The organism is Streptomyces abikoensis (assembly GCF_014648775.1).
GTDB classification, from domain to species: domain Bacteria; phylum Actinomycetota; class Actinomycetes; order Streptomycetales; family Streptomycetaceae; genus Streptomyces; species Streptomyces abikoensis.
In genome coordinates this window covers 388,879-410,765 of record NZ_BMRT01000002.1, presented here as the reverse complement: position 1 = coordinate 410,765, position 21,887 = coordinate 388,879, and the positions used below count along the sequence as shown (strand labels likewise).

The 21,887-nt window shown below is 67.5% G+C and carries 25 protein-coding genes and 3 pseudogenes; 12 read left to right on the top strand and 16 right to left on the bottom strand.

The window, feature by feature from the left end:
• Positions 1-86 precede the first annotated feature (86 nt).
• Positions 87-209: a hypothetical protein gene (locus tag IE096_RS31805; RefSeq protein WP_268248288.1), complete on the top strand. Its 123-nt coding sequence runs from the start codon at positions 87-89 to the stop codon at positions 207-209.
• A gap of 213 nt (positions 210-422) precedes the next feature.
• Here IE096_RS31805 and IE096_RS08350 read toward each other — a convergent pair whose 3' ends face one another.
• Positions 423-968 carry a TetR/AcrR family transcriptional regulator gene (locus IE096_RS08350; RefSeq protein ID WP_189450174.1) on the bottom strand — a complete coding sequence of 182 codons (546 nt, stop codon included), beginning with the start codon at positions 966-968 and terminating at the stop codon, positions 423-425.
• Between the two features lie 74 nt (positions 969-1,042).
• On the opposite strand from IE096_RS08350, the gene IE096_RS08345 reads away from it, so the two are divergent.
• On the top strand, positions 1,043-1,450 hold the full coding sequence (locus IE096_RS08345) for a hypothetical protein (RefSeq protein ID WP_189450172.1): 408 nt from the start codon (positions 1,043-1,045) through the stop codon (positions 1,448-1,450).
• Between the two features lie 122 nt (positions 1,451-1,572).
• Positions 1,573-2,184, top strand: a complete 612-nt coding sequence (locus tag IE096_RS08340) for a dienelactone hydrolase family protein (protein WP_189450170.1) — start codon at positions 1,573-1,575, stop codon at positions 2,182-2,184.
• A gap of 56 nt (positions 2,185-2,240) precedes the next feature.
• On the opposite strand, the gene IE096_RS08335 is transcribed toward IE096_RS08340, so the two are convergent.
• From IE096_RS08335 to IE096_RS08315, 5 genes are all read right to left on the bottom strand, one after another.
• Positions 2,241-3,131: a bile acid:sodium symporter gene (locus IE096_RS08335; RefSeq protein WP_189450168.1), complete on the bottom strand. Its 891-nt coding sequence runs from the start codon at positions 3,129-3,131 to the stop codon at positions 2,241-2,243.
• Positions 3,132-3,148: 17 nt separating this feature from the next.
• Complete coding sequence (locus IE096_RS08330; protein ID WP_189450166.1) at positions 3,149-4,483, bottom strand: Dyp-type peroxidase; 1,335 nt, start codon at positions 4,481-4,483, stop codon at positions 3,149-3,151.
• 21 nt (positions 4,484-4,504) lie between these two features.
• Entirely contained in the window at positions 4,505-5,440 is a 936-nt protein-coding gene (locus tag IE096_RS08325) for a hypothetical protein (RefSeq protein WP_229820042.1), read from the bottom strand.
• An 85-nt stretch (positions 5,441-5,525) separates the two neighbouring features.
• A complete protein-coding gene (locus IE096_RS08320; RefSeq protein ID WP_189450162.1) occupies positions 5,526-6,059 on the bottom strand; it encodes a hypothetical protein in 534 nt (177 codons plus the stop codon).
• Between the two features lie 244 nt (positions 6,060-6,303).
• On the bottom strand, positions 6,304-6,840 hold the full coding sequence (locus IE096_RS08315; protein WP_189450160.1) for a hypothetical protein: 537 nt from the start codon (positions 6,838-6,840) through the stop codon (positions 6,304-6,306).
• A 116-nt stretch (positions 6,841-6,956) separates the two neighbouring features.
• Between IE096_RS08315 and IE096_RS08310 the strand changes: the two are divergent.
• A pseudogene (locus IE096_RS08310) lies at positions 6,957-7,586 on the top strand (Tn3 family transposase); the annotation flags it as partial.
• Here IE096_RS08310 and IE096_RS08305 read toward each other — a convergent pair.
• Positions 7,528-8,460 carry an SDR family NAD(P)-dependent oxidoreductase gene (locus IE096_RS08305; protein WP_189450159.1) on the bottom strand — a complete coding sequence of 311 codons (933 nt, stop codon included), beginning with the start codon at positions 8,458-8,460 and terminating at the stop codon, positions 7,528-7,530. The pseudogene IE096_RS08310 and the gene IE096_RS08305 overlap by 59 nt on opposite strands.
• A 109-nt stretch (positions 8,461-8,569) precedes the next feature.
• Here IE096_RS08305 and IE096_RS08300 point away from each other — a divergent pair, with 109 nt between their 5' ends.
• The 3 genes and pseudogenes from IE096_RS08300 to IE096_RS08290 all read left to right on the top strand — a co-directional run bounded on the left by IE096_RS08300 (position 8,570) and on the right by IE096_RS08290 (position 9,818).
• Entirely contained in the window at positions 8,570-9,235 is a 666-nt protein-coding gene (locus IE096_RS08300) for a TetR/AcrR family transcriptional regulator (RefSeq protein WP_189450158.1), read from the top strand.
• A gap of 292 nt (positions 9,236-9,527) precedes the next feature.
• A pseudogene (locus IE096_RS08295) lies at positions 9,528-9,621 on the top strand (IS5/IS1182 family transposase); the annotation flags it as partial.
• 5 nt (positions 9,622-9,626) lie between these two features.
• The gene (locus tag IE096_RS08290; RefSeq protein WP_189451001.1) at positions 9,627-9,818 is read left to right on the top strand and encodes a hypothetical protein; all 192 of its coding nucleotides are present in this window, start codon (positions 9,627-9,629) and stop codon (positions 9,816-9,818) included.
• A gap of 138 nt (positions 9,819-9,956) precedes the next feature.
• Here the strand turns inward: IE096_RS08290 and IE096_RS08285 are convergent, their stop codons facing one another.
• The 7 genes from IE096_RS08285 to IE096_RS32120 all read right to left on the bottom strand — a co-directional run bounded on the left by IE096_RS08285 (position 9,957) and on the right by IE096_RS32120 (position 14,593).
• The gene (locus IE096_RS08285) at positions 9,957-10,109 is read right to left on the bottom strand and encodes a hypothetical protein (RefSeq protein ID WP_189450157.1); all 153 of its coding nucleotides are present in this window, start codon (positions 10,107-10,109) and stop codon (positions 9,957-9,959) included.
• A gap of 237 nt (positions 10,110-10,346) precedes the next feature.
• The gene (locus IE096_RS32125) at positions 10,347-10,808 is read right to left on the bottom strand and encodes a nucleoside 2-deoxyribosyltransferase domain-containing protein (RefSeq protein WP_189450156.1); all 462 of its coding nucleotides are present in this window, start codon (positions 10,806-10,808) and stop codon (positions 10,347-10,349) included.
• 79 nt (positions 10,809-10,887) lie between these two features.
• On the bottom strand, positions 10,888-11,094 hold the full coding sequence (locus tag IE096_RS08275; RefSeq protein ID WP_189450155.1) for a hypothetical protein: 207 nt from the start codon (positions 11,092-11,094) through the stop codon (positions 10,888-10,890).
• Positions 11,095-11,920: 826 nt separating this feature from the next.
• The gene (locus IE096_RS08270; protein WP_229820041.1) at positions 11,921-12,385 is read right to left on the bottom strand and encodes a peptidoglycan-binding domain-containing protein; all 465 of its coding nucleotides are present in this window, start codon (positions 12,383-12,385) and stop codon (positions 11,921-11,923) included.
• A 1,034-nt stretch (positions 12,386-13,419) separates the two neighbouring features.
• Entirely contained in the window at positions 13,420-13,776 is a 357-nt protein-coding gene (locus tag IE096_RS08265) for a hypothetical protein (RefSeq protein WP_189450154.1), read from the bottom strand.
• A gap of 195 nt (positions 13,777-13,971) precedes the next feature.
• Positions 13,972-14,142, bottom strand: coding sequence for a hypothetical protein (locus IE096_RS08260; protein ID WP_189450152.1), 171 nt, complete (start codon positions 14,140-14,142; stop codon positions 13,972-13,974).
• Positions 14,105-14,593, bottom strand: a complete 489-nt coding sequence (locus IE096_RS32120; RefSeq protein WP_373298070.1) for an N-6 DNA methylase — start codon at positions 14,591-14,593, stop codon at positions 14,105-14,107. Before IE096_RS32120 ends, IE096_RS08260 begins: the two co-directional genes overlap by 38 nt.
• A 4-nt stretch (positions 14,594-14,597) precedes the next feature.
• Here IE096_RS32120 and IE096_RS08255 point away from each other — a divergent pair, with 4 nt between their 5' ends.
• The 5 genes and pseudogenes from IE096_RS08255 to IE096_RS08235 all read left to right on the top strand — a co-directional run.
• Positions 14,598-15,338 carry a dienelactone hydrolase family protein gene (locus tag IE096_RS08255; RefSeq protein WP_189450150.1) on the top strand — a complete coding sequence of 247 codons (741 nt, stop codon included), beginning with the start codon at positions 14,598-14,600 and terminating at the stop codon, positions 15,336-15,338.
• A 541-nt stretch (positions 15,339-15,879) separates the two neighbouring features.
• Positions 15,880-16,254, top strand: a complete 375-nt coding sequence (locus IE096_RS08250) for a peptidase inhibitor family I36 protein (RefSeq protein ID WP_189450148.1) — start codon at positions 15,880-15,882, stop codon at positions 16,252-16,254.
• A 744-nt stretch (positions 16,255-16,998) separates the two neighbouring features.
• Positions 16,999-17,238 carry a hypothetical protein gene (locus IE096_RS08245; RefSeq protein WP_189450999.1) on the top strand — a complete coding sequence of 80 codons (240 nt, stop codon included), beginning with the start codon at positions 16,999-17,001 and terminating at the stop codon, positions 17,236-17,238.
• 277 nt (positions 17,239-17,515) lie between these two features.
• Entirely contained in the window at positions 17,516-19,036 is a 1,521-nt protein-coding gene (locus IE096_RS08240) for an RCC1 domain-containing protein (RefSeq protein WP_189450147.1), read from the top strand.
• 412 nt (positions 19,037-19,448) lie between these two features.
• Positions 19,449-19,937 (top strand): annotated as a pseudogene (locus tag IE096_RS08235) (transposase); the annotation flags it as partial.
• Between the two features lie 79 nt (positions 19,938-20,016).
• Here the strand turns inward: IE096_RS08235 and IE096_RS08230 are convergent.
• Both IE096_RS08230 and IE096_RS08225 read right to left on the bottom strand, forming a co-directional pair.
• Entirely contained in the window at positions 20,017-20,577 is a 561-nt protein-coding gene (locus IE096_RS08230; protein ID WP_189450145.1) for a cupin domain-containing protein, read from the bottom strand.
• On the bottom strand, positions 20,547-21,176 hold the full coding sequence (locus IE096_RS08225; RefSeq protein ID WP_189450143.1) for a hypothetical protein: 630 nt from the start codon (positions 21,174-21,176) through the stop codon (positions 20,547-20,549). The genes IE096_RS08230 and IE096_RS08225 overlap by 31 nt, the downstream gene beginning before the upstream one ends.
• Between the last annotated feature and the right edge of the window lie 711 nt (positions 21,177-21,887).

Genomic DNA, 21,887 nt, shown 5'->3' with positions numbered 1-21,887 from the left:
CCCCCGCCGGAAGGCTCCGGCAGGGGCCCCGATGGGGGTGTGGACCCGAGGGGACGGGGCAGCGGTCGTTGTGGTTCGTGGTGTGCATGGTGAACGTGGCGTTGCTGCTCGTGGTGGCGACGGCCGGGCCGGGCGGGGGCGCCGCCGGCGGCACGCCCGACACGGGGGACATGAGCGCACCCGATCGCGGTGTCGGGAGCGACGACTGAAGCCGCCTCGCGCCGGGTGTGTGCGTGCCGCTGAGGAACGGTCACCGGGATACCGACTGCCCTCCCTGCCTCGGGTCGGGGAGGCCGGGCCTCTCGGTCGTACCTGGAAAGCCGGGGCCGTCCCGGCCCAGGGGTAGGCGGTTCGTCGCAACCGGGGAGATCATCACCGTCGCGGACAAAGCGGCGCGACGTGAGGGGGGGGGGGAGGTCAACTCAGTCGATCAGGCTGTCCAGTTGGCGGGCCAGCAACTCCACGGCTTCCGTCGCCGCGCTCCGATCCCCGTCGATGCCCAGCTGCAGCAGCGCACCGTCCAAGGTGGCGGAGGCGAGGCGGGCGGCGCTCGGCGCGATGGCGGGAGACATGCCTGCTTCGACGAGCCACTGCTCCGCAGTGCGAAGGTAGGACGACGCGGCTGGCGCCAGCTGCTCGCGCCACAGCTCGTCCGTGCCTGCCAGCGAGGCCGCTTCCAGGTACAACCGCAGAGCCACGCGAACCCCGGGTTCTGCGAACGTCTGCCACAGCGCACGTACCAGATCGGACGGCCTGGCGGCCTGCCGCCCCTGCCACACGATGGCAAGGTCGGCGAATGCCCGGTCCAGCAGGGCCACCACCAGCCCCTCGCGACTGCCGAAGTGGTACACGAGCATCCGGTCGCTGGTGCCCAACGCGGCAGCGAGGGGCCGCAGGGTGAGCGTCGCGAGACCGTGTTCCCCGACGTAGTGCATGGCCGCGCTCAGCAGCTCCTCACGACGGGACACGCGATTTCTCCTTCTGGGGGATGTAGCGTATGTAGCGATCGCTACATACTACGTGAACGGCGAGGTGCGGCTCGATGGAGAAGCGACGGCTGGCGCACGTGTGGCCCGAGACAGTGGGGGCCTTTGTGATCTGGGTAGCCGCCTCGGCGGGAGTCACGGCCCTGGCGCCCACGCTCGCGGGCGCCCCGACCGCACCGGTCGCGGCGGCGGTCGTGGCCGCCTTCACGGGCATGGGCGCCCTGGTCGGCCGACTCCTCCCGGCCGGATACGGAGTTCGACTCGGTGTCGCCGTCGTGATCGTCGGCCAACTCCTCGACGTGGTCCTCGTCCTGGCCTTCGACGGGCTCTATCCACGGACCGACGAGGGCGGCAACGGGCGTGTTCTGCTGCTTCTACTGGCCGGGTACGCCGGATTCCTGCTGGGCGCACTCGCGGGCGACCGCTCCTTGAGGGGGGACACGGCTGCGGCGCCGTCCGAATGAACCCTCGCCCGTGAACGGACGTTCCGGGGAGAGGAGGAGACGGCTTCCGGCTCACAGGTCGAGTGTCGACTCATCGGCCACCAGCTGATCACCCGTCTTGCGACCCTGGTTACAGTCCCTTCATGGCGAGTCACCCCTTGGACGGCAACGGTCACGACACGGCTGTGGTCGTCGCCCACGAGATCTACGGAGTCAACGAGCACATCAACGGCGTCGCCGGGATGCTTCGCCCGTACCGCTGCGACGTCTTCACACCCAGCTTCCTTCCGTCGGGCGTCGTGTACGCCCGCGAAGACGAGCCCAGGGCATACCGGGAATTCACGCGGACCCCAGGTGTGGAGGGCATGGGCAACGCACTCGCGCAGTACACCGACGGCCTTCGTGAACGCTATCGCAGGGTGCTCTGCATCGGCTTCAGCGTCGGAGCCACCAGCACCTGGCTCGCCTCGGGGACCGGCGCTGTGGACGGCGCAGTGTGCTTCTACGGTTCCCGGATCCGCGACTACCTGGACATCCAACCGACTGCCCCGTGCCTCGTCATCTTCGCCGAGCAGGAGCCCAGCTTCTCGGTGCCGGCAGTCGCCGGACGTCTGGCAGGCCGAAGGGGCGTCGTGACGGAGGTGCACCCCTGCCGGCACGGGTTCTGCGACCCCGGCAGTCCTCACTACTCCGCCGGGCACAGCCGTAAGGCGTGGACCTCGGCCACCCGATTCCTGGGGCTGCTGCCCCGCTGACGAGGGACCCGCCCGCGCCAGACCAGACACCGCAGCCGGGTTGATCGGCTTCTGCTTCACGGTGAGCTCCTGCTTGGGGCGGCGTCCGGGGCCATCCTGCGCCTGCTGAGCAGTGTGGAGATCGGGAGGGCTGCCGCGAGGCCGCTGAGGAGGATCGCGGCGAGTGCGCCGAGGATCGCGGGCTGGTCGGCGAAGGCGAGGCCGATGGCGGCCAGGGCGGGACCGGCGTTGCGCACCAAGGCGACGCCGCCCATGGTGGTGCGGCGCGTCGTCGGACCGGTGGCCAGCAGTGTTCCCACGGCGAAGGCGAACACCGCGAGGAGGAACCCCGCGAGCAGGGCCAGTGAGCCCAAGAGATCGACGACATCGCGCCAGTTGCCCAGCAGCATGCCCGCCAGCACGATCAGGAAGGTGACGTTGGAGACGGCGGCCGCAGTGGGGTGCCATGACTGGGCGATGGGTGCGGCGTAGTGGCGCATGAGCAGGCCGATGGCGAAGGGGACGAGCTGCAGGAGCGCCACCGTCCGCACCAGCGCGCCGACGTCGAGGGAGACCTTGGTGCCGATGTCGGCCGCGGTGAGGATGGCGTTGACCGTGGGGGCGAAGGTGAGGCTGCCGAGGGAGGCGAGCAGTACCTGCATCGCCGCGCCCGCGACGACGTCGCCCTGCTGCACGGTCGCCAGTTTCGCCCCGAAGGGGCCGCCCGGGGAGGAGGCGATCAGGACGAGGGCGATGAAGGAAGCCGAGGAGAGGACGAACAGTGCGCCGATGCCCCAGCCGAGCAGCGGGATGACCGCCATGTTGGCGATCAGCGCCAGCGACAGCAGGGGGACGTCGGCGAAGACGCCGCGCAGTGCCGGGACGGTGGCGCGCAGGCCGGCGGCGAACATGGTGGCCGCGATGAAGATGACGGTGACCGCGTTGAGCACGAGACGCAGGGTGTCCATGGCGCTTGCCCGCCCTGTCAGTCGTGGAGGTCCCCGAGCCAGCGCAGGGCGCTCAGGCTCGGCAGGAAGCAGTACTCGCCTCCACGGGTGACCGCGAACCGGGGCAGCGGGGCGAGGCGGCGCCGCACCGGTCGCCGGGGGACGGTGTAGCCGGCTTCCCCGTCGGCGGCGCCGACGACGGGGTCCTTCGTGTTGCTGGCCCCGAAGAACACGCCGTCGTTCATCCACTCCGACTGGACGAACTCGAACTGCCGGCCCAGGTGGGCGCCGATGAACGCGAACATCAGGCCGCGGTCCGCTCCGTCGTCCTCCAGCACGCCATCGGGTAGCGGCGGACCGTAGACGGCGCCGCGCCGGATCATGCGGTGCAGCCGGACCTCCCCGGCCACCGAGGCGTCGCGCGGATTGGCCCGGCGGATGTGGCAGCCACCGGGCGTGGTGAATCCCATGGGGTCGTTCTGCTCGTACAGGAAGGTGTTGCGGCGGTGCGGGTCGGCGCCGAGCGCGGGGTCGTCGTGCTGGGGGGCGAGTGCCAAAGGGGCCCCGCTGCGCCAGCGGCCCATGATCTTCGCGGCGATCAGCTCCTCGTCCTCGGGGCCGGCGGAGTTGTCCCTCAGGTAGCGCCTGAAGGCGGCGACGTCCTGGTGGAGCTTGCGGAAGGCCGCGTAACTGCCGTTGCGCCCGAGCACGGTCGGCTGGGGCGTCCGGACGCCGCCGAGCTCGTCGGGGTAGCCGAGGACGAACTCCCCGCTCTTCAGGGGCGCTTCCAGCGTGTTGGAGCCCGGGATGCCGCTGCCTTCGATGGCCGGATGGCTGACGCCGTCGAGGTAGCCGAAGTGTTCCTTTTCGGTGGGCAGTGCGTAGCAGTCCTGTCTCCAGATGGCCGTCACGCCGGAGAGACGCTCGTAGGCGGGGCGGGCGCGGTCGATGGCCGCCTCCAGGTGCGGGGGGTCGGGTGCGATCGCCGTGATGACCACATGGACGTCGCGCGTGCCGAGCGGTGCCTCCCAGTGCTGTGGGCTGCTTGCTCCCTCGTCGCGCAGCGTTCGGGCGCGGGCTGCCATGCCCTGCCGGAACTCCCAGGCGAACGTCTCCAGCGAGGAGCGCGGCACCCCCAGGGCCTCGAGGCCCCAGTAGGTGACGGCGACACTGACCCAGGTGTCCCCCAGGGGGCTGGAGGTGTCGGTGGCGGAGGTCGCCGCCGCGCTCGCCCGCCGCATCAGCTCCCGGCCCTGGGTGCGGTCGTCGATGCGGAAGACGAGGTACGTCGCCGCGTACGGGGTGGGGCGTGGGCTGAGCACCCCGCGCTGGATGTCGTCGAGTTCGAGTGTGACGTGGGTGGGTGCGCTCACGTCGGCCTCCTTGCGGCATCGCTACGTAACGAGGTTGCGCCAGAAGTTCCGCAGGCTGTCGTCGGCGCCGAAGAGCGTGCTGAAGATCGTGGAGTCGGCCAGCAGAACGTCTGCCGCGCGGTTGTCGCCGGGGGGCATCCACAGGAGCATGTTGAACTCGGTGTTCCCGTCCTCGGTGAACGGATGGGGCCGGGAGGTGTCGATCGGCTGCCGGGCCAGCACGTGGACGGCCTTCGGCTCGTCGGCCGTCACGGCGTAGTGCGGCAGATGCATGTGGAAGTTGAAGTTCGTGACCCCGTTCAGCCACCCCTTCTCGTCCAGGTCCGGGACGGTCGACAGAGGAGCGATCCGGTTGTCCTCACCGGTGGCGGGACGCAGCCCGTACCGGTTGATGACCGGCACGCCCAGGCCCTTCATGAGGTCCCTGGCGTAGGTGGCGAACCGCTGCTGGCGCGGCACCAGGGGGTCGCCGTGGTGGCGGTACTCCACCTCCCGCACGGACAGATCGTCCGACGCGCCGACGTCGTGGTGGGGCCCGAGGACGAGTCGGGCGTCGTCCCGGGCGAGGAAGGCCCGCAGCGCCTCGATCTCCCCGGGCTCGGCTTCCTGCCCGGTGATCATGTGGTCCAGTCCGAAGACGAACAGTACGTCCGTGTCGTCGAGTACCCGCTCATCGAGCGGGGTGCGGAAACCGGCCTGGTCGATGCGCTGGTAGACCGGGACGGGATGCCCGGTCACCTCCTCGACGAAGTCCTGGAACGGCACCCAGGCCCAGAAGAACAGCTCCAGGGAGCCTGCGATGCCTTGCTGGAACCGGTAGGGGTCCGACCACTTCGGGTCCTCGTACGCGGGCCAGGCCACCCGCCTGACCTCGGTCATCGTGGAGAAGCGGTTGTCCAGCTCGGCCGCGTTCCGGCCTGCCTCGGCGGGATAGCTCCACGACACGTAGATACTCACGCGCCGTCCGGCTGGGCTGTACTTCCGAAGGATGTGCCGCTGGTTGTAGGTCCGCGCTGTTCTGGCCTCGCTCATCGCCCAGCCCTCACTGCATCTGGTCGAGCATCTCCGACAGGGCGCTCTTGATCCGCAGAGCCTTCTTGATCTCGTCCGCCGTCACGTACGGATACTCTCCGTACTCGATGAAGCTCGGACAGTGGTGCTCCCGTACGAAGCGCACGAACGCCTCCGGGTTGGTCCGCCAGTCCTCGGGAAACCCTTCGAGGTTCTCGAAGGCGGTGCTCACACCCGCCTTGCTGAACAGCGCGACGGCGTCCTCGGTGTACTTGTCGAAGTCGGTGTCGAAGATCCCCTGGTACATGAAGCGGGTGTCGTCGTCGAACAGGACCCAGCGCAGGTAGTGCAGCTTCAATGGCGCGAGAAGGTACGGATCCTGCTCCAGCGCCCTGGCCAGCGCATGGCCGTGCTCCCGTATCGCGTCGGCCCGGCCCGGCTTGACGTTCCCGACGATGGTGAATCCGTAGCAGGCCGGAGTTCTCGGGAAGACGGGGCCGTACTTTCCCTGTTCCAGGTGGTCGGTCTCCTTGGGGATGACGACTGCCTGCGGCTTGATCTCCATGTCCGCTCCTCCGCATTCCACAGGCCGGACCCCACGCCCAGCGTGGCACCGGACGGCTGGGCACGCCCGCTGGGTGGACGGGGGCTGTCGGCCCGCTCCCGGCCTTCGGATCATGACGATGCCGGTTCGATGCCGGGAGGCGAACCTGGGGCGGGCCCCTGCCATGCCCCATCAGCACATCCAAGCCTGGCCGCCCCGGTGACACGCTGCCGAGGCGATGTGACGTCCGACGCGGTGCGGCTCGTCAGTACCAGCCTGCATCGGACAGTGCTTCGGTGATCAAGCGGGTGGCGAAGTCGGGATCGTTTGTGAGGCGGTTGATCTGCTCCGCGAGCAGGAAGGCCGTGGCTTCGAGGGGATTCATCTCCTCCTCGGTCCAGAATCCGTACTGCTTGCGCCACAGGTTGGGACTCAGGTCCGTGGCCGCTGCTATGACCAGGCCGGCCATGGTGGGGATGACCTCGGGGCGGACGCTCTTGGGCATCATGCGCATCGTCGCCACAAGGTTGGGCACCACATACGCGATGACGTCCTCGTCGTGCTCCGCGCAGGCCGTTCGCAGCCACTGCGTGAACATGAAGATGAGCGTGCACGTGCCGTCCAGCACGTCATTGGCTTCCTTGGGCCCCAGGGACGCGGTGACCTGGTCTGTCAGCGCCTGTTGTCCGGGGTCGGTGGCGGTCTTGCCGTCGTGGATGCCTTTGAGCCGAGAGTCGATCAACATGAGCGCAGCACCCACGTCACCGGCGGGAGCATGCTGGGGATCGCAGGGCGATGGCACGGGGTTCCTCCTCTGATGGCCGCAGTGGGAGCGCGGGCATGCCCGTACGGTAGACCGCCGGTGCCACAGGGGGCCGGCGAACCCTGGTGAAAGGTCTTCAGGCTGCTGGGTGCGGCCAGGACTTCGGGATCGGGCAGATGGTGGTCCCCGCCACGCCACGCGACTCCCTGCACATCCTGGGCGCTTTTGTTGAACCTGGATGGCGGGGTGAAGCCGGAGATGGTCGCCAGCGACAACGCCTCGTACTCGGACATGGTGTTCGGCCTGTTCGAGATCCTGGGCTACAACTTCTCCCCGCGGTTCGAGGACCTGGACGACCAGCGGTTCTGGCACAGTACGGACGTATCGCCAAGACCCTGCACCTGCTCGCTGTCGTCGACCCGGTCGATGACACCTACCGGTGGCAGATGGGCAAGCAGCTGTCCGTCCAGGAATCCCGTCACACTCTCGCCCGGGGCATCTGCCACGGCAAGCGCGGCACCATCCACCAGGCATACCGGGACGGAACGGAAGACCAGCTCGGCGCGCTCGGCCTGGTCCTCAACGCCATCGTGCTCTGGACCACGAAGTACGTCGACGCCGCCGTCGCCCAGCTCCGCGCCGAGGGCCGCGAGATCCGGGACGAGGAAATCGCCCGCCTCTCCCCGCTCAAGCAACGCAACCTCAACGTGCTCGGCCGCTACAGCCTCACCGCCTCCACCCCGGCCGCGGCTGGGATTGGGCGACGGGGAACATCACGCCGGTGAGGCATTCGGAGACCGCCCACAGCCGTTGCTGGATGGCCGTCTCGTACGACTGCGCGCTGGAGGTGGCCAGCTGAGGGTGACCCTTGATCTCAAGGCGTCCGCCGGGGCCGTAGTACTGGCCGCCCAGCACGGCGGGGTCGGCGGCGGCGCGTAGGGTCGGCAGCGCGCCCATCGCCGGGGTTTGGGTGACCAGCGGCGCGAGCCAAGTGAGCGGGAGCCGGATGGCTGCAGGGCTGTTACGGACCAGCTCGGTGCTGGACAGGCCGGGATGTGCGGCCACCGCGACGGTGGTGCCGTGCGAGGCGAGCCGGCGCTGCAGCTCGTAGGTGAACATCAGGTTGGCCAGCTTGGACTGGCCGTAGGCGCCGGCCCGGCTGTACGACCGATCCCATTGCAGGTCGTCGAAGTGGATCGCGGCCCGGATGCGGTGGCCGGTGCTGCTGACCGTCACCACGCGCGAGCCGGGCACCGGCAGCATCAGGTCCAGCAGGAGGCCGGTGAGTGCGAAGTGGCCCAGATGGTTGGTCCCGAACTGCATCTCGAAACCGTCGGCGGTCGTCTGCTTCGGGGTGTACATGACGCCGGCGTTGTTGATCAGCAGGTCGATCCGGTCGTACCGGGATCGCAGGGCCTGGGCTGCGGCCCGGACGGAGTCGAGCGAGGTCAGGTCCAGCGCCTGCACGGTCACCTTGCCGCTGATGCGGGCCGCCGCCTTCTCGCCCTTCTCGACGTTGCGCACGGCGAGCACCACGGAGGCTCCACGTTCGGCGAGCGCCCTGGCGGTCTCGAATCCCAGGCCGGTGTTGGCGCCGGTCACGACGGCCACCCGTCCGTGCTGGTCAGGGATACGTGCGGTCGTCCACTTATCGCTCATGCCAGACTCCCAGCCGCTGAAAGTACCGAAGGTATCTTGTACCTTGGACGCTAAGGTACCGCCGGTACGATGTCAACGTACCGGCGGTACGTAATCTAGACTGGGGAACGTGACTTTCCAGCGCGCGCGAACAGAGGAACAACGGAAGATCCGCCGGCAGGCGATCCTCGACGTGGCGTCGGCCATGCTCGACGAGATGCCGGTGGCCGCGGTCACCCTCAACGAGCTCAGCCGCCGGGTAGGGCTGGCGAAGCCGAATGTGCTGCGCTACTTCGACTCCCGGGAAGCGGTGCTCTTGGAACTGCTCGACCGCTTCTTGCGGGAGTGGCTGGCAGAACTGGCAGAGGAGTTGGCCACCGCTGTCGACAACGATCTCTCCATGCCGGAGCGAGCGGCAGCGGTGGCCGAGGTCCTCAGTCGCTCGCTGTCCGGCCGGGTGGTGCTGTGCGAGCTCTTCGGTGCACAGGGCAGCGTTCTCGAACACAATGTCTCCGTCGAGGTCGCAGCCCGCTACAAGCGCGCCTCCCTGGCCCGCCTGACGACCATGACCGGCCTGATCCGGACGTACCTACCGGAACTCGGTGAGAACGCCACCCTGTTCAGTCTGCAAACCATGGTCATGGCCGGGGCGCTGTCGGCGTACAGCACCCCCCCACCCAGTCTGCAGGCGGCCTACCAGGCCGAGCCCGACCTGGCCCGCTTCCACCTGGACCTGGAGGACTACTTGAAGCAGGCTTTGACCGCAACTCTCCTGGGTGTACTACCCCGCCGCTGAGAACAACGCATTGAATCAGCAGCGCCCCAACGACGCCGCGCTGCCGGCGCGCTGACGCATCGGGAAGTGCGCGGGGTGCAGCCGGTGTCTCACAAACGTTGGATTGCCGGATCCGCCAGGACGTCTACTACGTCGCCGGGCGGGCCGCGATGACCCTCGACCTCGAGCGTCTGGAAGCGGCGAAGCGGGAGATCCGACGCATGGAACAGGTGGGTTCTGCGGAGCTACAGGAGAGCCGCTGCGGCTGATTCGCAGCTTTCCGAGGCCCACAGCTGTGGAACGATCTCTTCACGTGACTGGTGTGATCACGGCGTCGTAGCCGTACTGGATTAGCCCCGTTCTCCGGGCTGAGCCCGCGCACCTTCGGGAAGCTGGTGACGGTTCTGAGCGCGTGTTGGAGAACCCCTGGCAGATTTTCCTCAGCGCCGAGCAGATGAACTCCGTCCTGCTTGAACAACGGCTCCAGCCCGTCGAGTACGTCTGCCAGCGCGATGCGATCGACTCTGCGACGTGGGAACGCACCGACTCGCTCCCCCCGTTCGACCTCTCCGTGCCCGCCCGCGCGAGTGTCCCCGCCCGCTGAAGGACGTCCACGGCCGGGGGCTGGTGGTGGCGTCGACGTCCTGGCGCTGACGGTCGGTCCACGAGAGCCCCTCGCCGGTCTGACGGAGGTCTTCGCCGTCTGCTCGACCGATTTCTAGTGATTTGGGACAGCAGAGAATCAACGTGTTGCTTCGATCTTGCCGGTCGTCTCATCCGGAGCGAGGAAGCTTGTGCTGTCCGCTGGTGTGCGGAATCGGGCGGTTGAAGCGTCGATGGTGCCGCCGTGGGCTGGCAGGAATGGGCGGACTTCGCGAACGGTGCAGATGGTCATGGTAGTGACGTCGAAGAGCTGTCCGAGGAGTTCCTGGGGGCGAGTTTGCGCAGGTCGAGGACGGTGATCAGGATCCGGTCGGTTGGCGTGAGCTTCTCTTTGGGGCCGCCACCGCAGGTTGCGTGGCGTTCGCCGCCGCGGCGTGCGTGCGCGCGTGCCGGGATCGTTCGCGTTGTTCCTCAAGCAGAGGCGTCAAGCTGCGGGCCGTTTCGTCGAGTTGCTGGCGGGGCATGCCGGTCAGCTCGGGGTGCTGCAGCGCCTCGGAGGTGGGGCGGTCGCAGTTGGTGGCCGGTGAATCTGCCGGGCCGTCCTCCGACGTCGAGACGGCGGGCGTGCTCCGAGTGCGCGCCGACCACGATCGTGGCTCCGCGTTCGGCGTGGGCGCCCAGTTCGTACAAGGGCGATCGGCTGGATGCTCTCCGCGCAGAACAGGACGGCGTCGGCGCGGTGCAGGTGCTCATGCTCCCAGGCGATCTGCTCCCGGGCGGCCACAGGGTTGCCCTCGGAGAAGTCCGCTCGCCAGGGGTTGAGAATCCTGGCCGTGACGCCGGCGGAGCGGAGTTGAAGGGCTGCTCGGGTCTGCCAGTCCGGGCAGCTGGTGATGCCACCGGCCAGGAACACTGCGGGCCCGCTGCCGTCGTACGGATGGGGCGAGCGGACGTACCGGTCGGCAGGGGGATGTTGGTGGCCGGCCACCATGTTCGAGAAGGTCGCGGACCAGGGCCCGCCCGTGTGTGTCGCCGGTGGGGTAGGCGCGCAGGACCGGGGCCAGGGGCCATCAGACGAGGTCGGGGAGCGGCCGGAGCATCTGCGCGATGGCCTCGCCGGTGATCACGCCGCCCGAGGCGAGCCCGTCCAAGCCGTCGTCGGCGCTGGCACTCAGCGAGAGGATCCGCGCACGGTGCTCCTCGGTCGAGCCGGGTGTCCACTGTCCGGAAAGGCGGTCTGCGGCGAAGGCGCCGGCGAGGCGCTGCAGCTCGGTCATGACCGTGATCCTCCCGGCGAACCAGGAGGCGGAACAAGAGGGGTGGGTGGCGGAAGACGCCCCTGGGCCGCCGTACTGTCGAACGTTTTTCTCCGGCCGTCACCCAACCGATACCCCACACCGTCCAGGTGTGGGGTATCGGTTGCTGGCGCCGAACTACGCGGGCGGTTCTGAGTATTCCTGCACATACGCCCGGTCGAGGCTATCCCACTTGTGGTCGCAGTACCGCTTCGACGTGCTGTAGCCGCCGACCCAGGGACCGTACTTCTTGTACTGGACATTGACCGGTGTGAGGCAGACGAGAACGATGCGATGAGTCCACTGAGCCCGGGGAGGACTGCACTGAGAGTACGCTCCGTTACTGCCGGTGTGGTGGGCCTTGCAGATCGAGTTGATTTGTGGTGTGCTCTGCGCCGCGTTGGCACCTCCAGCCAGGGCTCCAACGCCCGTTCCAGCCACCAGCGTGAGTGCGCTTGTATACAGCGCAACCCGCTTCCGCGTGTTCATCGTTGAAAGTCCCCTCGTGTAGCGATCAGCTTCGGGATTACACCCGCTGTCGGGACGCCCTGCATCAGAGGGACGCCCGGCTTGCGTCACCGGTGTTCCAACCGATTGCAGCATTCAGCCACGGCTGTTGAAGAGTTGAAGAAAAGGTGGGACGTCCCAGCCCCTGACCTGCATGGATGCTGTCCAGGATGACGACGGGGTGGGACGAATGGAGAGGCTGTCAGCGCCTCGCCCCTGCCGACGCCCGCGAGGCGGTGATCGGCCTGCTTCACAACTTGCTGGAGAGTGACACAAGGGGAATCCGGGGCGCGACGGGTGGTCAGCACCAGCTTCCGTCTCTGCCCTGGCCGAGGTGGGAGAACTGCTTCCAGGCGTCCCTGGTCTTGGGTCCGGCGACACCGTCGACACCGCCGGTGTCGTAGCCAAGCTTAACGAGGAAGCTCTGGAGGCCGCTGATGGTCTTGGGGCCGACGATGCCGTCGGCGGTTCCAGCGGGGAATCCGCGGGAGTTGAGGAAATTCTGCCAGGCTATCCAGCTGTTGGAGCCGAGCTGGCCGTCGATCGTGCCGGGGTCGAATCCGGCATCGCGGACGTAGCACTGTACGCTCTTGCCTTCGCTGGTGCTGAGGCCGAGGTTGTTCACGGCCTGGATGGCGACGGTCTGGGTGTGTACCTGCTGGGCGGGTGCGGCAGTGACTGTGGTTGCGCCAACGAGAGTGCCGGTCAGACCGAGGACCAGGCCAGCGGCCGTGAGGCCGACAGCAGCCTTTGCGCGTGTGAGCATGAATGTTCCCCCTTCTTCCTATTGGTCCTTTGCCCGGGGTTGACCGCATGCAGGCAGGGGTTTACCAGCACCCTGCAGACGAGGCGAGTGCCGTGCAGAGGGTTGCCCATCAATCCGGCCCACCGAGAACCTGACTGATAGCCACACCTGCCCTGGCATCGTTCGAGAAATCGAGCCACTTGAACGCCTGGTGAGGTAAGTGGGGGCGATCCAACGAGCTCGGACCGCGTGACTAATTGTCGCCGCAGTGTCATGCTTCGTGCTCGCCAAATTGACGAGTTCCGCAAGGCCGCGAACCTAGATCGGACTGCACTGAAGAACGAACTGCTTTTCCTCGCTGCCGGGCCTTCAGCCGAACGACATCCAGGCGGACGACCTACTCCTCAAGCAGTCGCTCGCACCCAGCGCGAGTACCCCAACAGACCGGCACACCAGCCACTTGACCTGCGAATCCAAGTTGACGGAGGCCCTCTGGTGCGGCACTGGGTGAGGGGGTGTCGTGGTGAGCCGGGTCGAGGAGGAGGCTGAGGTCGTCGCGGGCCACGGTGACGGATGGTGTGTCGGCGTCGGAGTGGAGGAGGGTCTGAACCTGGGCGAGGTGTTGGGCTCGGCTTGCGGGGCCCTTCGCTCATCGGTCGTACTGGGCGCGGGCGGCGAACCAGTAGGTGCCGCCGTGCTGGGAATGGACGCGAAGCTTCGGGTTGAAGCGGTGGCCGAGGGCGTCGCGCCATTCGGGGCTGCGCAGTTAGCACCACCTCGTTGTCCGCGCGCATCGCGCCCAGCGTGCGGTGAAACTCGATCGCGTTCCCGGCGGATCCGTGGATGGGGAAGTCGAGCATGGTTCGGTACGTGGCCGGGTCCGCGCCGGCGGCCCAGTGCAGGCGGACCATGATGTCGTACCGAAGGAGCGGGCGGTCGGCGGTTTCGAGCTCTTTGCGGATGGCTGCGCGGCTGTAGTCAACAATCATCATGAGCGGGCTTTCGCACAGTAGGGCCGGGGCGGCGGATTGCCGCCGCCCCGAGTGGGACGGTGGTCAGCTGGTGGCGCAGGGACAGAGGGTGCGGAGGCAGCTGTTGACGTCGTGCGGGAGCGTGGTGAGCTCCCCGTCGCGGTGGTAGCCGGTGAAGATGACCGTGCCCATCGCGTCGTGGAATTCGCCGGTGAGCTCTTCGAGGGCGACGCCGGCGTGGAAGTTGGGCAAGGACTGGGCTCGATTCATTCCGGCGATGACAGCCAGGCACCCGGTGCGGCGGTGAAACCTGGCGATGGCCGTGGGTGCGTCGAGAAGGGCGCGGGCGATGGTCTTGGCCTGCTGCCTGGGGTCGTCGGTGAGGTCGAGTTCCGTGAGGGTGCCGTCGAGGTCGATCTGAAGGGCGGTGATTTTGGGCATGGCGAAGCTGTCCTTCTCGCTGGATGTCGGTGATGGGGTGGTGGTCGGGTGACCGGTCAGGTCATGCACCAGCCGGAGTCGCAGCCGACGTCGTCGCCCGTGTTTGCGAACAGGAAGTTGCGGTAGGGGATTTCGTGTTGGGCGGTCAGGTCGAGGGGGCGGTGGACGGCACGCCGCCGTCGTAGCTGACGACCCTCACGCTGCCGCCACCACCTGGTCGAAGAGGCGCTGGGCCTTGCGTACTGCGCCGATCACGGCGGCCCGGCCGAAGAGCTGGTCGCGGTGCTCGATGACGGTGCGCGCTTCCTCCGCGGCCTGCTCGACGGCGTCAGGGCGGTCGAGGATGTTGGCACAGGCAACGGTCACACGGGGACCGAGCCCCCCAGACGATCGCGTTGACGGCCGTACAGGCGGCGGCGATCTGATCGATGTCGACGCCCGACCAGTGCACGGATGCCGGATCAAGTCCGCGTTCGCGCATGCCCTGCGCGGCTGCGCGTAGGAGGCCGCCGCTGCCGCACGCCGGCTCGTGAACGTGCTCTCCCGGACGGGGTTCCTTCGCGTCGTCGTTCACGATGCGCAGCCGGTGGTGGCGGCCCAGGGCGACGAAGCCGGCGCCGTGGCGTCCGGCCACGGCGCCTCCGCGAAAACCCGTTGGCGGAACCACGGCGGCCACTGCTATGTTTCCGGAGGCCGTGCGAGAGAACGAGGAGGTGGTACCCGTGAACGCAGTATCAACATGGGTGCTCCCCTCCGGGGTCACGGTCGGGCGGTAGGTCGTCCGGGAGCGCCGTTCAATGGCACTCCTGAAAGGCATGACCATGCACTTCACTTCTGAACAGCGTCTCGACGACGGTGTCCTCGAGCGCGCATTCACCCTCGGCGAGATCCCCGGCATCCTGTGGACGCCCGCATCGGTATCCGCGTCCGCACCGGCGCCGCTTATCCTGCTCAGCCCTCCTCCTCTCGGGCTGCGCAAGGCGTACCCCCGGCTGGTGGCCCGAGCCCGGCACGCTGCGGCGGACGGCTTCGCCACGGCCACCATCGAGCTCCCCGGTAGCGGCGACCGGCCCCGTGAGCCCGCCGCCGAGCAGGCCCGCGCCGACCTGCGCCGGGCCGTGCAGGCCGGCGAGCCGGTCAGCGACGAGATCGTCGACGCCCTCATCCTCCCGCTGGTCGAAAAGTCGGTCCCGGAATGGCAGGCAGCCTTGGACGCTCTCCTGTCGCTGCCCGAGATCGACGGCCCGGTCGGGTACTCGGGGGGAGTGATCTCCATCGGGACCCGGCTGGCGGCGGTCGAGCCGCGGATCTCGGCCGCAGTTCTGTTCGCCGGGAGTTTCGTCCCTGGGGCCATGTTCGAGGAGGCTCGACAGGTCACCATTCCGCTGCACGTCCTGCTGCAGTGGGACGACGAAGGGAACGACCGGCAGGCTGCCCTGGAGCTCTTCGACGCCTTCGGCTCCAAGGAGAAGACGCTGCACGCCAACATGGGCGGGCACACCGGCGTCCCGCAGTTCGCGGGGGACGCCGCGGCCCAGTTCTTCGCCCGACACCTGAAGTGACGCCGGGCCGTCAGGCCACCAGCAGACGGTAAGCCGTGCCGGCCGGGATGCTGCCCCTCCAGGGACAGGGCCCGGCCCTCCTCGGCTCTCTGCACCACGGGCCCCTGCCAGACTCTCGGCAGGGGCCCGGCCGCGCTGCCCGATGCCATGAACTGCTCGATGCCTGTAGAGAGCTTCGAGTGCTGCCCAAACTCGTGTACAGGCGCCGTCGGCTCGTGAACAATGCCACTCGGGAAGAAGCCACTGCCCTTTGTCGCGCGGATGCCGATCCCCGGGCATGACCGGTGCTGACGAATCTGGACGTGATGTCGTACGGCAGATGTCAACGCGCCGGCCGGTGTTTCATCCCGACGGTCGGATTGCGCCCACCTGCGGAACCGATAGGCATCTCAGTGGTTAAGCGTACGGACGCTACGGCCTGGGTTCGCCGTAGGCCCGCAACCTCCTGGGAGAGACATGCTTCAGCGCATTGCCGCACCCGCCCTCGGATTCCTCCTCGCGTCAACCGCGGTCCTCGGCCCGGCCGTTCCGGCCGACGCCCATGGCGGCGATCACGGATCCGGGCGATCACGGAACCGGGAAGCAGAGGATCGGACGCGCGGTCGGGCACGACGAATGCACCGCGGGCAACATCTGCTTCTGGTCCGAACCCGGCTTCCGCGGGGAGAAGACCGTCTACAAGTCGGCGCTCGTCGAATGCACCCGCCTCGTCAAGCCTTCCGCCGGCGACCCGGCGCGGCTGATGACCGCCCGCTCGATGAAGAATCGCACCGACCGCACCGTGGTCATCGGCTACAACGACCCTCTGTGCCTGATCCCCACCAGCATCACCCCTTCCCAGACCCCGCTCCACCTGACGCCCTTGTCCGACAACGCCGACCTTGGTCCGGGCATCCGCTATCTCCGGTCCACCTGACAGCGCCCTGATTCCGGCCCCACGAGGGCGGTCGCGAGACCACCGGAGGCGGCACACGCGCCATGCGGTGCTCATCGGTGGCGGAGCCCCCATGCTTGGTAGGCGACCGGATGATGGGTTCCCTACGTGGCCCCGTGGTGGCGGCTCCTGCCTGAAGGTGGGAATCCCCGGCCTGCCCGGTGCCTTGCTGTCCGAGTCGTCAGCTGCCTGACTCAACAGCATCGCATCGCTCCCGTATTGGCGGAGGCGATGAAGGGGGGCGGCTGCCACCATGGCGAGTCCGCGCAGTGAAAGATTCTCTCGCTGCGCGGACGTACTTGCGTGGCTGACGAGTTCGCTCCATGTCGCAAAATCGTCACAGCGGACCCGAGTCCGAACAGCCCGCATCGCTGGGCTCTACGCCGGCCATAGGGTTCCTTCCGCCGAAGTGAGCATGCCGCCGCTCAGGCTGGCCGGACAGGCCGGCATCACGGGCGCGGATCGCGGCTGCGGCGCGGTCTGTGACCTGGACTTGGCGAAGACGTTGGAGACGTGATTGCGGACGGTCTTCTCCTTCCGTCCAGGTCGTGGGCGATGCGGCCGTTGATGTGTCCGCCGCCGAACCAGTCATTGTGGTTCTCGTCCGTCCGGCGCAGCGCCATGCCCGCCTGCCCCAGCAGATCCTCAACCACATCGCGCCACGCCGGTGCCGCGGGTCCCGCAGGACAGGCCCTAGGCCCGCCCCCAGTCACCCAAGCGAACGGCATGATCTTCGCTGCCCAGCCCGAGGACAAGACCGCTTACAAGGCCGAGCCCGGCGGCCCCCTGCACGTCTACGGCTGTGAGGACGTCCCCGTTGCTCTGGCCGCCGCCCGCCTCGTCCGCGAGGTCGTCCGTGGCCGGCTGCTGGCAGACGGCTGGTCGATCCTGCACGCTTCCGCCGTCGTCCGCGACGGACAGGCGGTACGGGTGGCCTGGGTATGCCGCAGATCTCGACGGAGCTGAAAAGAGTGGGCGCGCATGGACGACGACCGTATCGCGCGGGGTACCTGCGATGGCCCGACCGACCAGGTCCGACCAGCAGGCACCCGCGAGGGCAGAGTGAGGGATTTCGCTGCTCCGAAGGTGGGCTCCTATGCCGAAAAGCCGGTCCTCGGTGAGGCAGCGTGGGGATGAGTAAGGCATGCCATGCCCTGACGTCAATACACCACCCAGCACCCTGCCCCACACGAACGGCAATACCGGGTATGTCGAGGTGGTTGAGGCAGCGATCCTCTGTCGTGTGAATGAGGTGCGACAGAAGAACGGCATCGCTCCCCTGACTCTCAATCTAGAGCTGCGGAATGCCGCACGTGATCAGGCTCTGGCCGCCTCCTTGATCAAATGGTGGGACGGTGGCGGGCCAAAGATCCACACCAACCCCCACACCGGGTCGACCCCGCAGTCCCGCATCAAGGACAGCGGATACTGCCCGGCCCAGGCCGGCCCTCCAACGGCGGAAAACGGCCGGGACTCCTGGTTCACTCCCGGGTCTCCCGTTGCCGACCAGGGTGACACTACGGCCGAGGCTGCCGTCAGCTGGTGGATGGGGAGCCCGCCCCACGCCGCCAACATTCTCAACCCGGCTTTCAAGGAGTCAGGAGTCGCCGTCCTCCGAGGAACCGCGACACAGGAGCACGCCCAAGATGACGGCTACATCTATGTGCAAACCTTCGGCGGGTGCTCGCAGGTGGATACACCCGAGCTCGGGCTGGTGAAGGGATGGGGCCGGAACCTTGACGGTCAGGTCGGGGACGGCACTGTCACGAACCGTCCAACGCCGGTCGCGGTGCTCGGGCTCACCGGCGTGATCGCCGTTTCCGGTGGTGACCGGCACACCCTGGCCCTCACCAGTGACGGACAGGTGTGGGCATGGGGCGCCAACAACAGCGGTCAGCTCGGAGACGGCACCACCACAAAGAAGACCACCCCCCAACAGGTTGGGCTTCCGCCCGTAAGGGCTATCGCAGCCGGCGGCTACCACAGCCTGGCGCTGGGCAATGATGGCACCGTCTTCACCTGGGGGGACAACACCTGGGGCCAGCTGGGCGATGGCACCAACATCAACCGAAACACGCCACAACAGTTGCATCAGTCCCCCGCAAAGTACATCTCGGCCGGCACGGGCCACAGCCTGGCCATCAACTCCGACGACTTCGTAATGGCCTGGGGCGACAACGCGAGAGGACAGCTAGGAGACGGAACAACCATCAGCAGAACCAGCCCGGTCCAGACTGTGGGGATCACGGAGGTGATCGCTGTTGACGGCGGCTACTTTCACACACTGGCTCTGAAACAGGATGGCAGCCTCTGGTCCTGGGGCGACAACGGAGCCGGACAGCTCGGCGATCACACCCTGAAGGGTCGGACTACCCCGGTCAAGGTCGCAGCGCCCTCATACGGTGTGTTCAAGGCTATCGCCGCAGGAGGCGCCCACAGCTTGGCCCTGGAACAGAACGGCTGGATCTGGGCGTGGGGCCTCAACATGAACGGGCAGCTCGGCACGGGAGACATCAGTGCGTCATACAGCTGGGTCCCCAAGTCTGCACAGGACCAATACCACGTCGTAGCGATTGCTGCCGGCAATGCGCACAGCCTCTCAGCCAAAGAGGATGGAAGCGTCTGGGCCTGGGGCAACAACGGTTTCGGCCAACTGGGGAACAACAGCAACACACACAGCTGGGTACCGGTTCATACCGACAAGATCAAAAACATGAACACCGTTGGCGCCGGCGGCCAGCACAGTCTCGCGTTCTTCCACTGACCAGCAGAATGTGTCCGGCAATCCCTCAGAGGCCCTGCCAAGGACCGATCGCAAGCCGTGATCCAGGACATCAGCCGGTCGGGCAGAAACTGAAACGCCAGGCGCCGGCTCAACCCGTACAGACGACACAGCGGAAGCATCCGCGCCCCTGGACGCCGGTGGCGACGGACGCACCGATCGCATCACACCGATCCAAACACCCGCCGTCGAGGAGAACCATCCATGGGGCGAGGCGCCGCACAGTCACGCCACGGACTGACGACGGCGCTGCTGGATTGAACGTTTCCTTATCTGCCCGTATCCGGCCGCTCCACCCTGCCCGCCCATCACTCGTTCCGGCGATTGCGGGGTGTGCGGTCGTTGACCGAACCTGGAATACTGGCCGGGTGCGTCGACCCGGCCCGGCGCTCACACCCCGGTGATGCGAGTCCGCGGAGGCTCCCGGGGCCAGATCCCGATGGCGGCCCTGTGCTGTTACCGCCCGGGTGAGCGGTCCCGCCTGATCTACCGGCCCATTTTCCACGACCCCACGGCGGAACGAGGGCTGGGCGCCGGAGTTTCGCCTGGACCGACTACCGCTACCTGCTTATCGCCGCTCAGGAGCAGCTCGGCGCTCCGCTCGTGCTCGTTTGGGGCAACCTGAACACCCACCACCGCGAAAGGCCTTCGTGGCTTCGTCGCCCGGCACGGCTGGATCACGGTTTTCCAGCTACCGCCCTACGCGCCCGACCTCAACCCCGTCGAAGGCGTCTGGTCCCTGTTACGCCGCAGTTCCCAAGCCAACACCGCGCTCACCGACCCCGGCCAGCTCCTCCGGGCCCTCCGCCGAGGCCTCCGCGAGATCCAGTACCGCAGCCATCTCATCGACGGATGTCTCACCGCAACCGGCCTCCGCCCCTGACGACTGCTCCGGTTGCCAAGCCGGTCATGGCAGTATCGGATCCGGCAGGGTGAGGTCCTTGGTGAGCGTCGGGTCATCGTCAGCGGACCGAGCTTCCATGGCAACGCTGCACCACTTCAGCGGGCACCGGTTTGACCGTCCCGCACTGTGAGCACGTGCGGCGTTCCTCGTGGTGGTGGAACGCGTCGATGAACGCGGGTACCTGTCGCTGCACGTCCTCGTGGACGTACTCCTCGCGATACAGCTCATGGCTGCACTGCTCGCAGTACCACACGATCGCTTCGGTGGCGTCCGCTGCGCGGCTTCGATGGATGACGAGCCCGACGCTCCCTTCGGTTCGGATGTTCAGGTGAGGTATTTGAGGGGGGATCAGGAACATCTCGCCTTCCCCGATCAGGAGGTCGCGGAACTTTCCGCCTTCGTGCACTCGGCTGATCAGCTCTCCGCGGACCTGGTAGAACAGCTCCGGGGAAGTGTTGATGTGGAAGTCGCTCCTGCCGGGCGGGCTGGGGCCGTCGAAAAGCGCGACCATGAGTCCGTCGTTCCAGAGGAGCTCGTGATGCATCACCGGCTTCGCGCCGGCGGCGGCACTGTCGAGGGCCCACTGGATCACATTGACGACGTCCAATCGGTCCCGCATACCGCACCTCCTTTCCCAGTCCCAGGTGGCTCGTAGAAGAAGTGCGGCAGTGTGTTCAGCGTGTACGTGCCGAAGAAGCGCGGCATGCTTCCGGCCAGCTCGCCCAAGTGCCAGTAGGTGTGGACCGCCAGGTGTTCCCACACGGCGCCGCAGGTCAGCAGCGTGTCCGGGGCAGCCGGAGGGCCGGCGGCGTTCCAGAGCCGCACATCGAAGGCGGCAAGGGTACGCAGCGCCTTGATCTGGGCCCGCCGGAAGCACGCGAACAGCAGCTCCTTGGAGAACCTTCCACGATTCACTTTGGCTGCCTTGCTGACGCCCTCGGACAGGGCGATGCCCAATTCGTTGAACGTTCGGTGGAAGGACTTCTCCAGGACGAGCTCGTCATGGTCGAACCATGACGAGAAGAGATCGCACACGCATGCCAGGTGTCCCACCGACCACGCGGCGGAGATCCCGCTTGGACCCTCGGCGAAGAATTCGGCGTCATCGAGGGGTTCCAGCCCGCACAGCAAGGTGTTGCCGCTGCGATTCAGTTGACGCCGTATCGCCTCTTTGACCAGCTCGGCTCCGGTATTGCCGCTGCTGTCCAGAGGACTCATCGAGGCAGACCCTTCCACGGGGGCTACGGCTGGATGTCCAGCTCGACCCCACCGTGGTCTCCCCGCAGGCCGGAAGCCAGGCACTCCGTAGGCAGCTGACCGGGCAGCGTCGTCACGGTTCGCTGTGCGGGCTGCCCTTCGCCACGTCCCTCGGTCACCCGGCCCGACAGCCTGACAACGAGGACGCCCGCGACATAGACAGCAGTGGCACGGTCATAGACGATCAACGACCGGTGACGGTCGGCATACCGAACGGTTTCTGTGGCGCGTGGTGCGGTTACCGCAACGCAGGACGCTCTCGGCGCCACCGCGTCGAGAGAGCCGGTGGCGGGTACGGTGCGACCGGGTGCGACGGTACACGTGTACCGGGCCTCGGAATGGATGCCGGCTGTCCGAGGCGCAAGGGTCAGGGGCGGGTCGTAAGCGTTGCTGAAGGTACCCGTACAGGTGATCCCGCCACTATGACCCGTGCCGGCCTCGCTGGCCGGGGCGCATACCACCGAGCCCGCCAAGACCAGCGAAGTCAACGCCAGTGCCGAACCGCGCCTGCCGACCATGCATCCTCCAGAGTGTCCCGAGACGCTGTCGCCACCTTTGCTACCCACGCAGGTCCCGGTCGCCCCTGGCTCGTTGGAGCGCACCCACCGCACACGCTCGCTCTCATACGCCGACGCATACACCTTCCACACCGCTGTGCTGCCCCGTCGACCC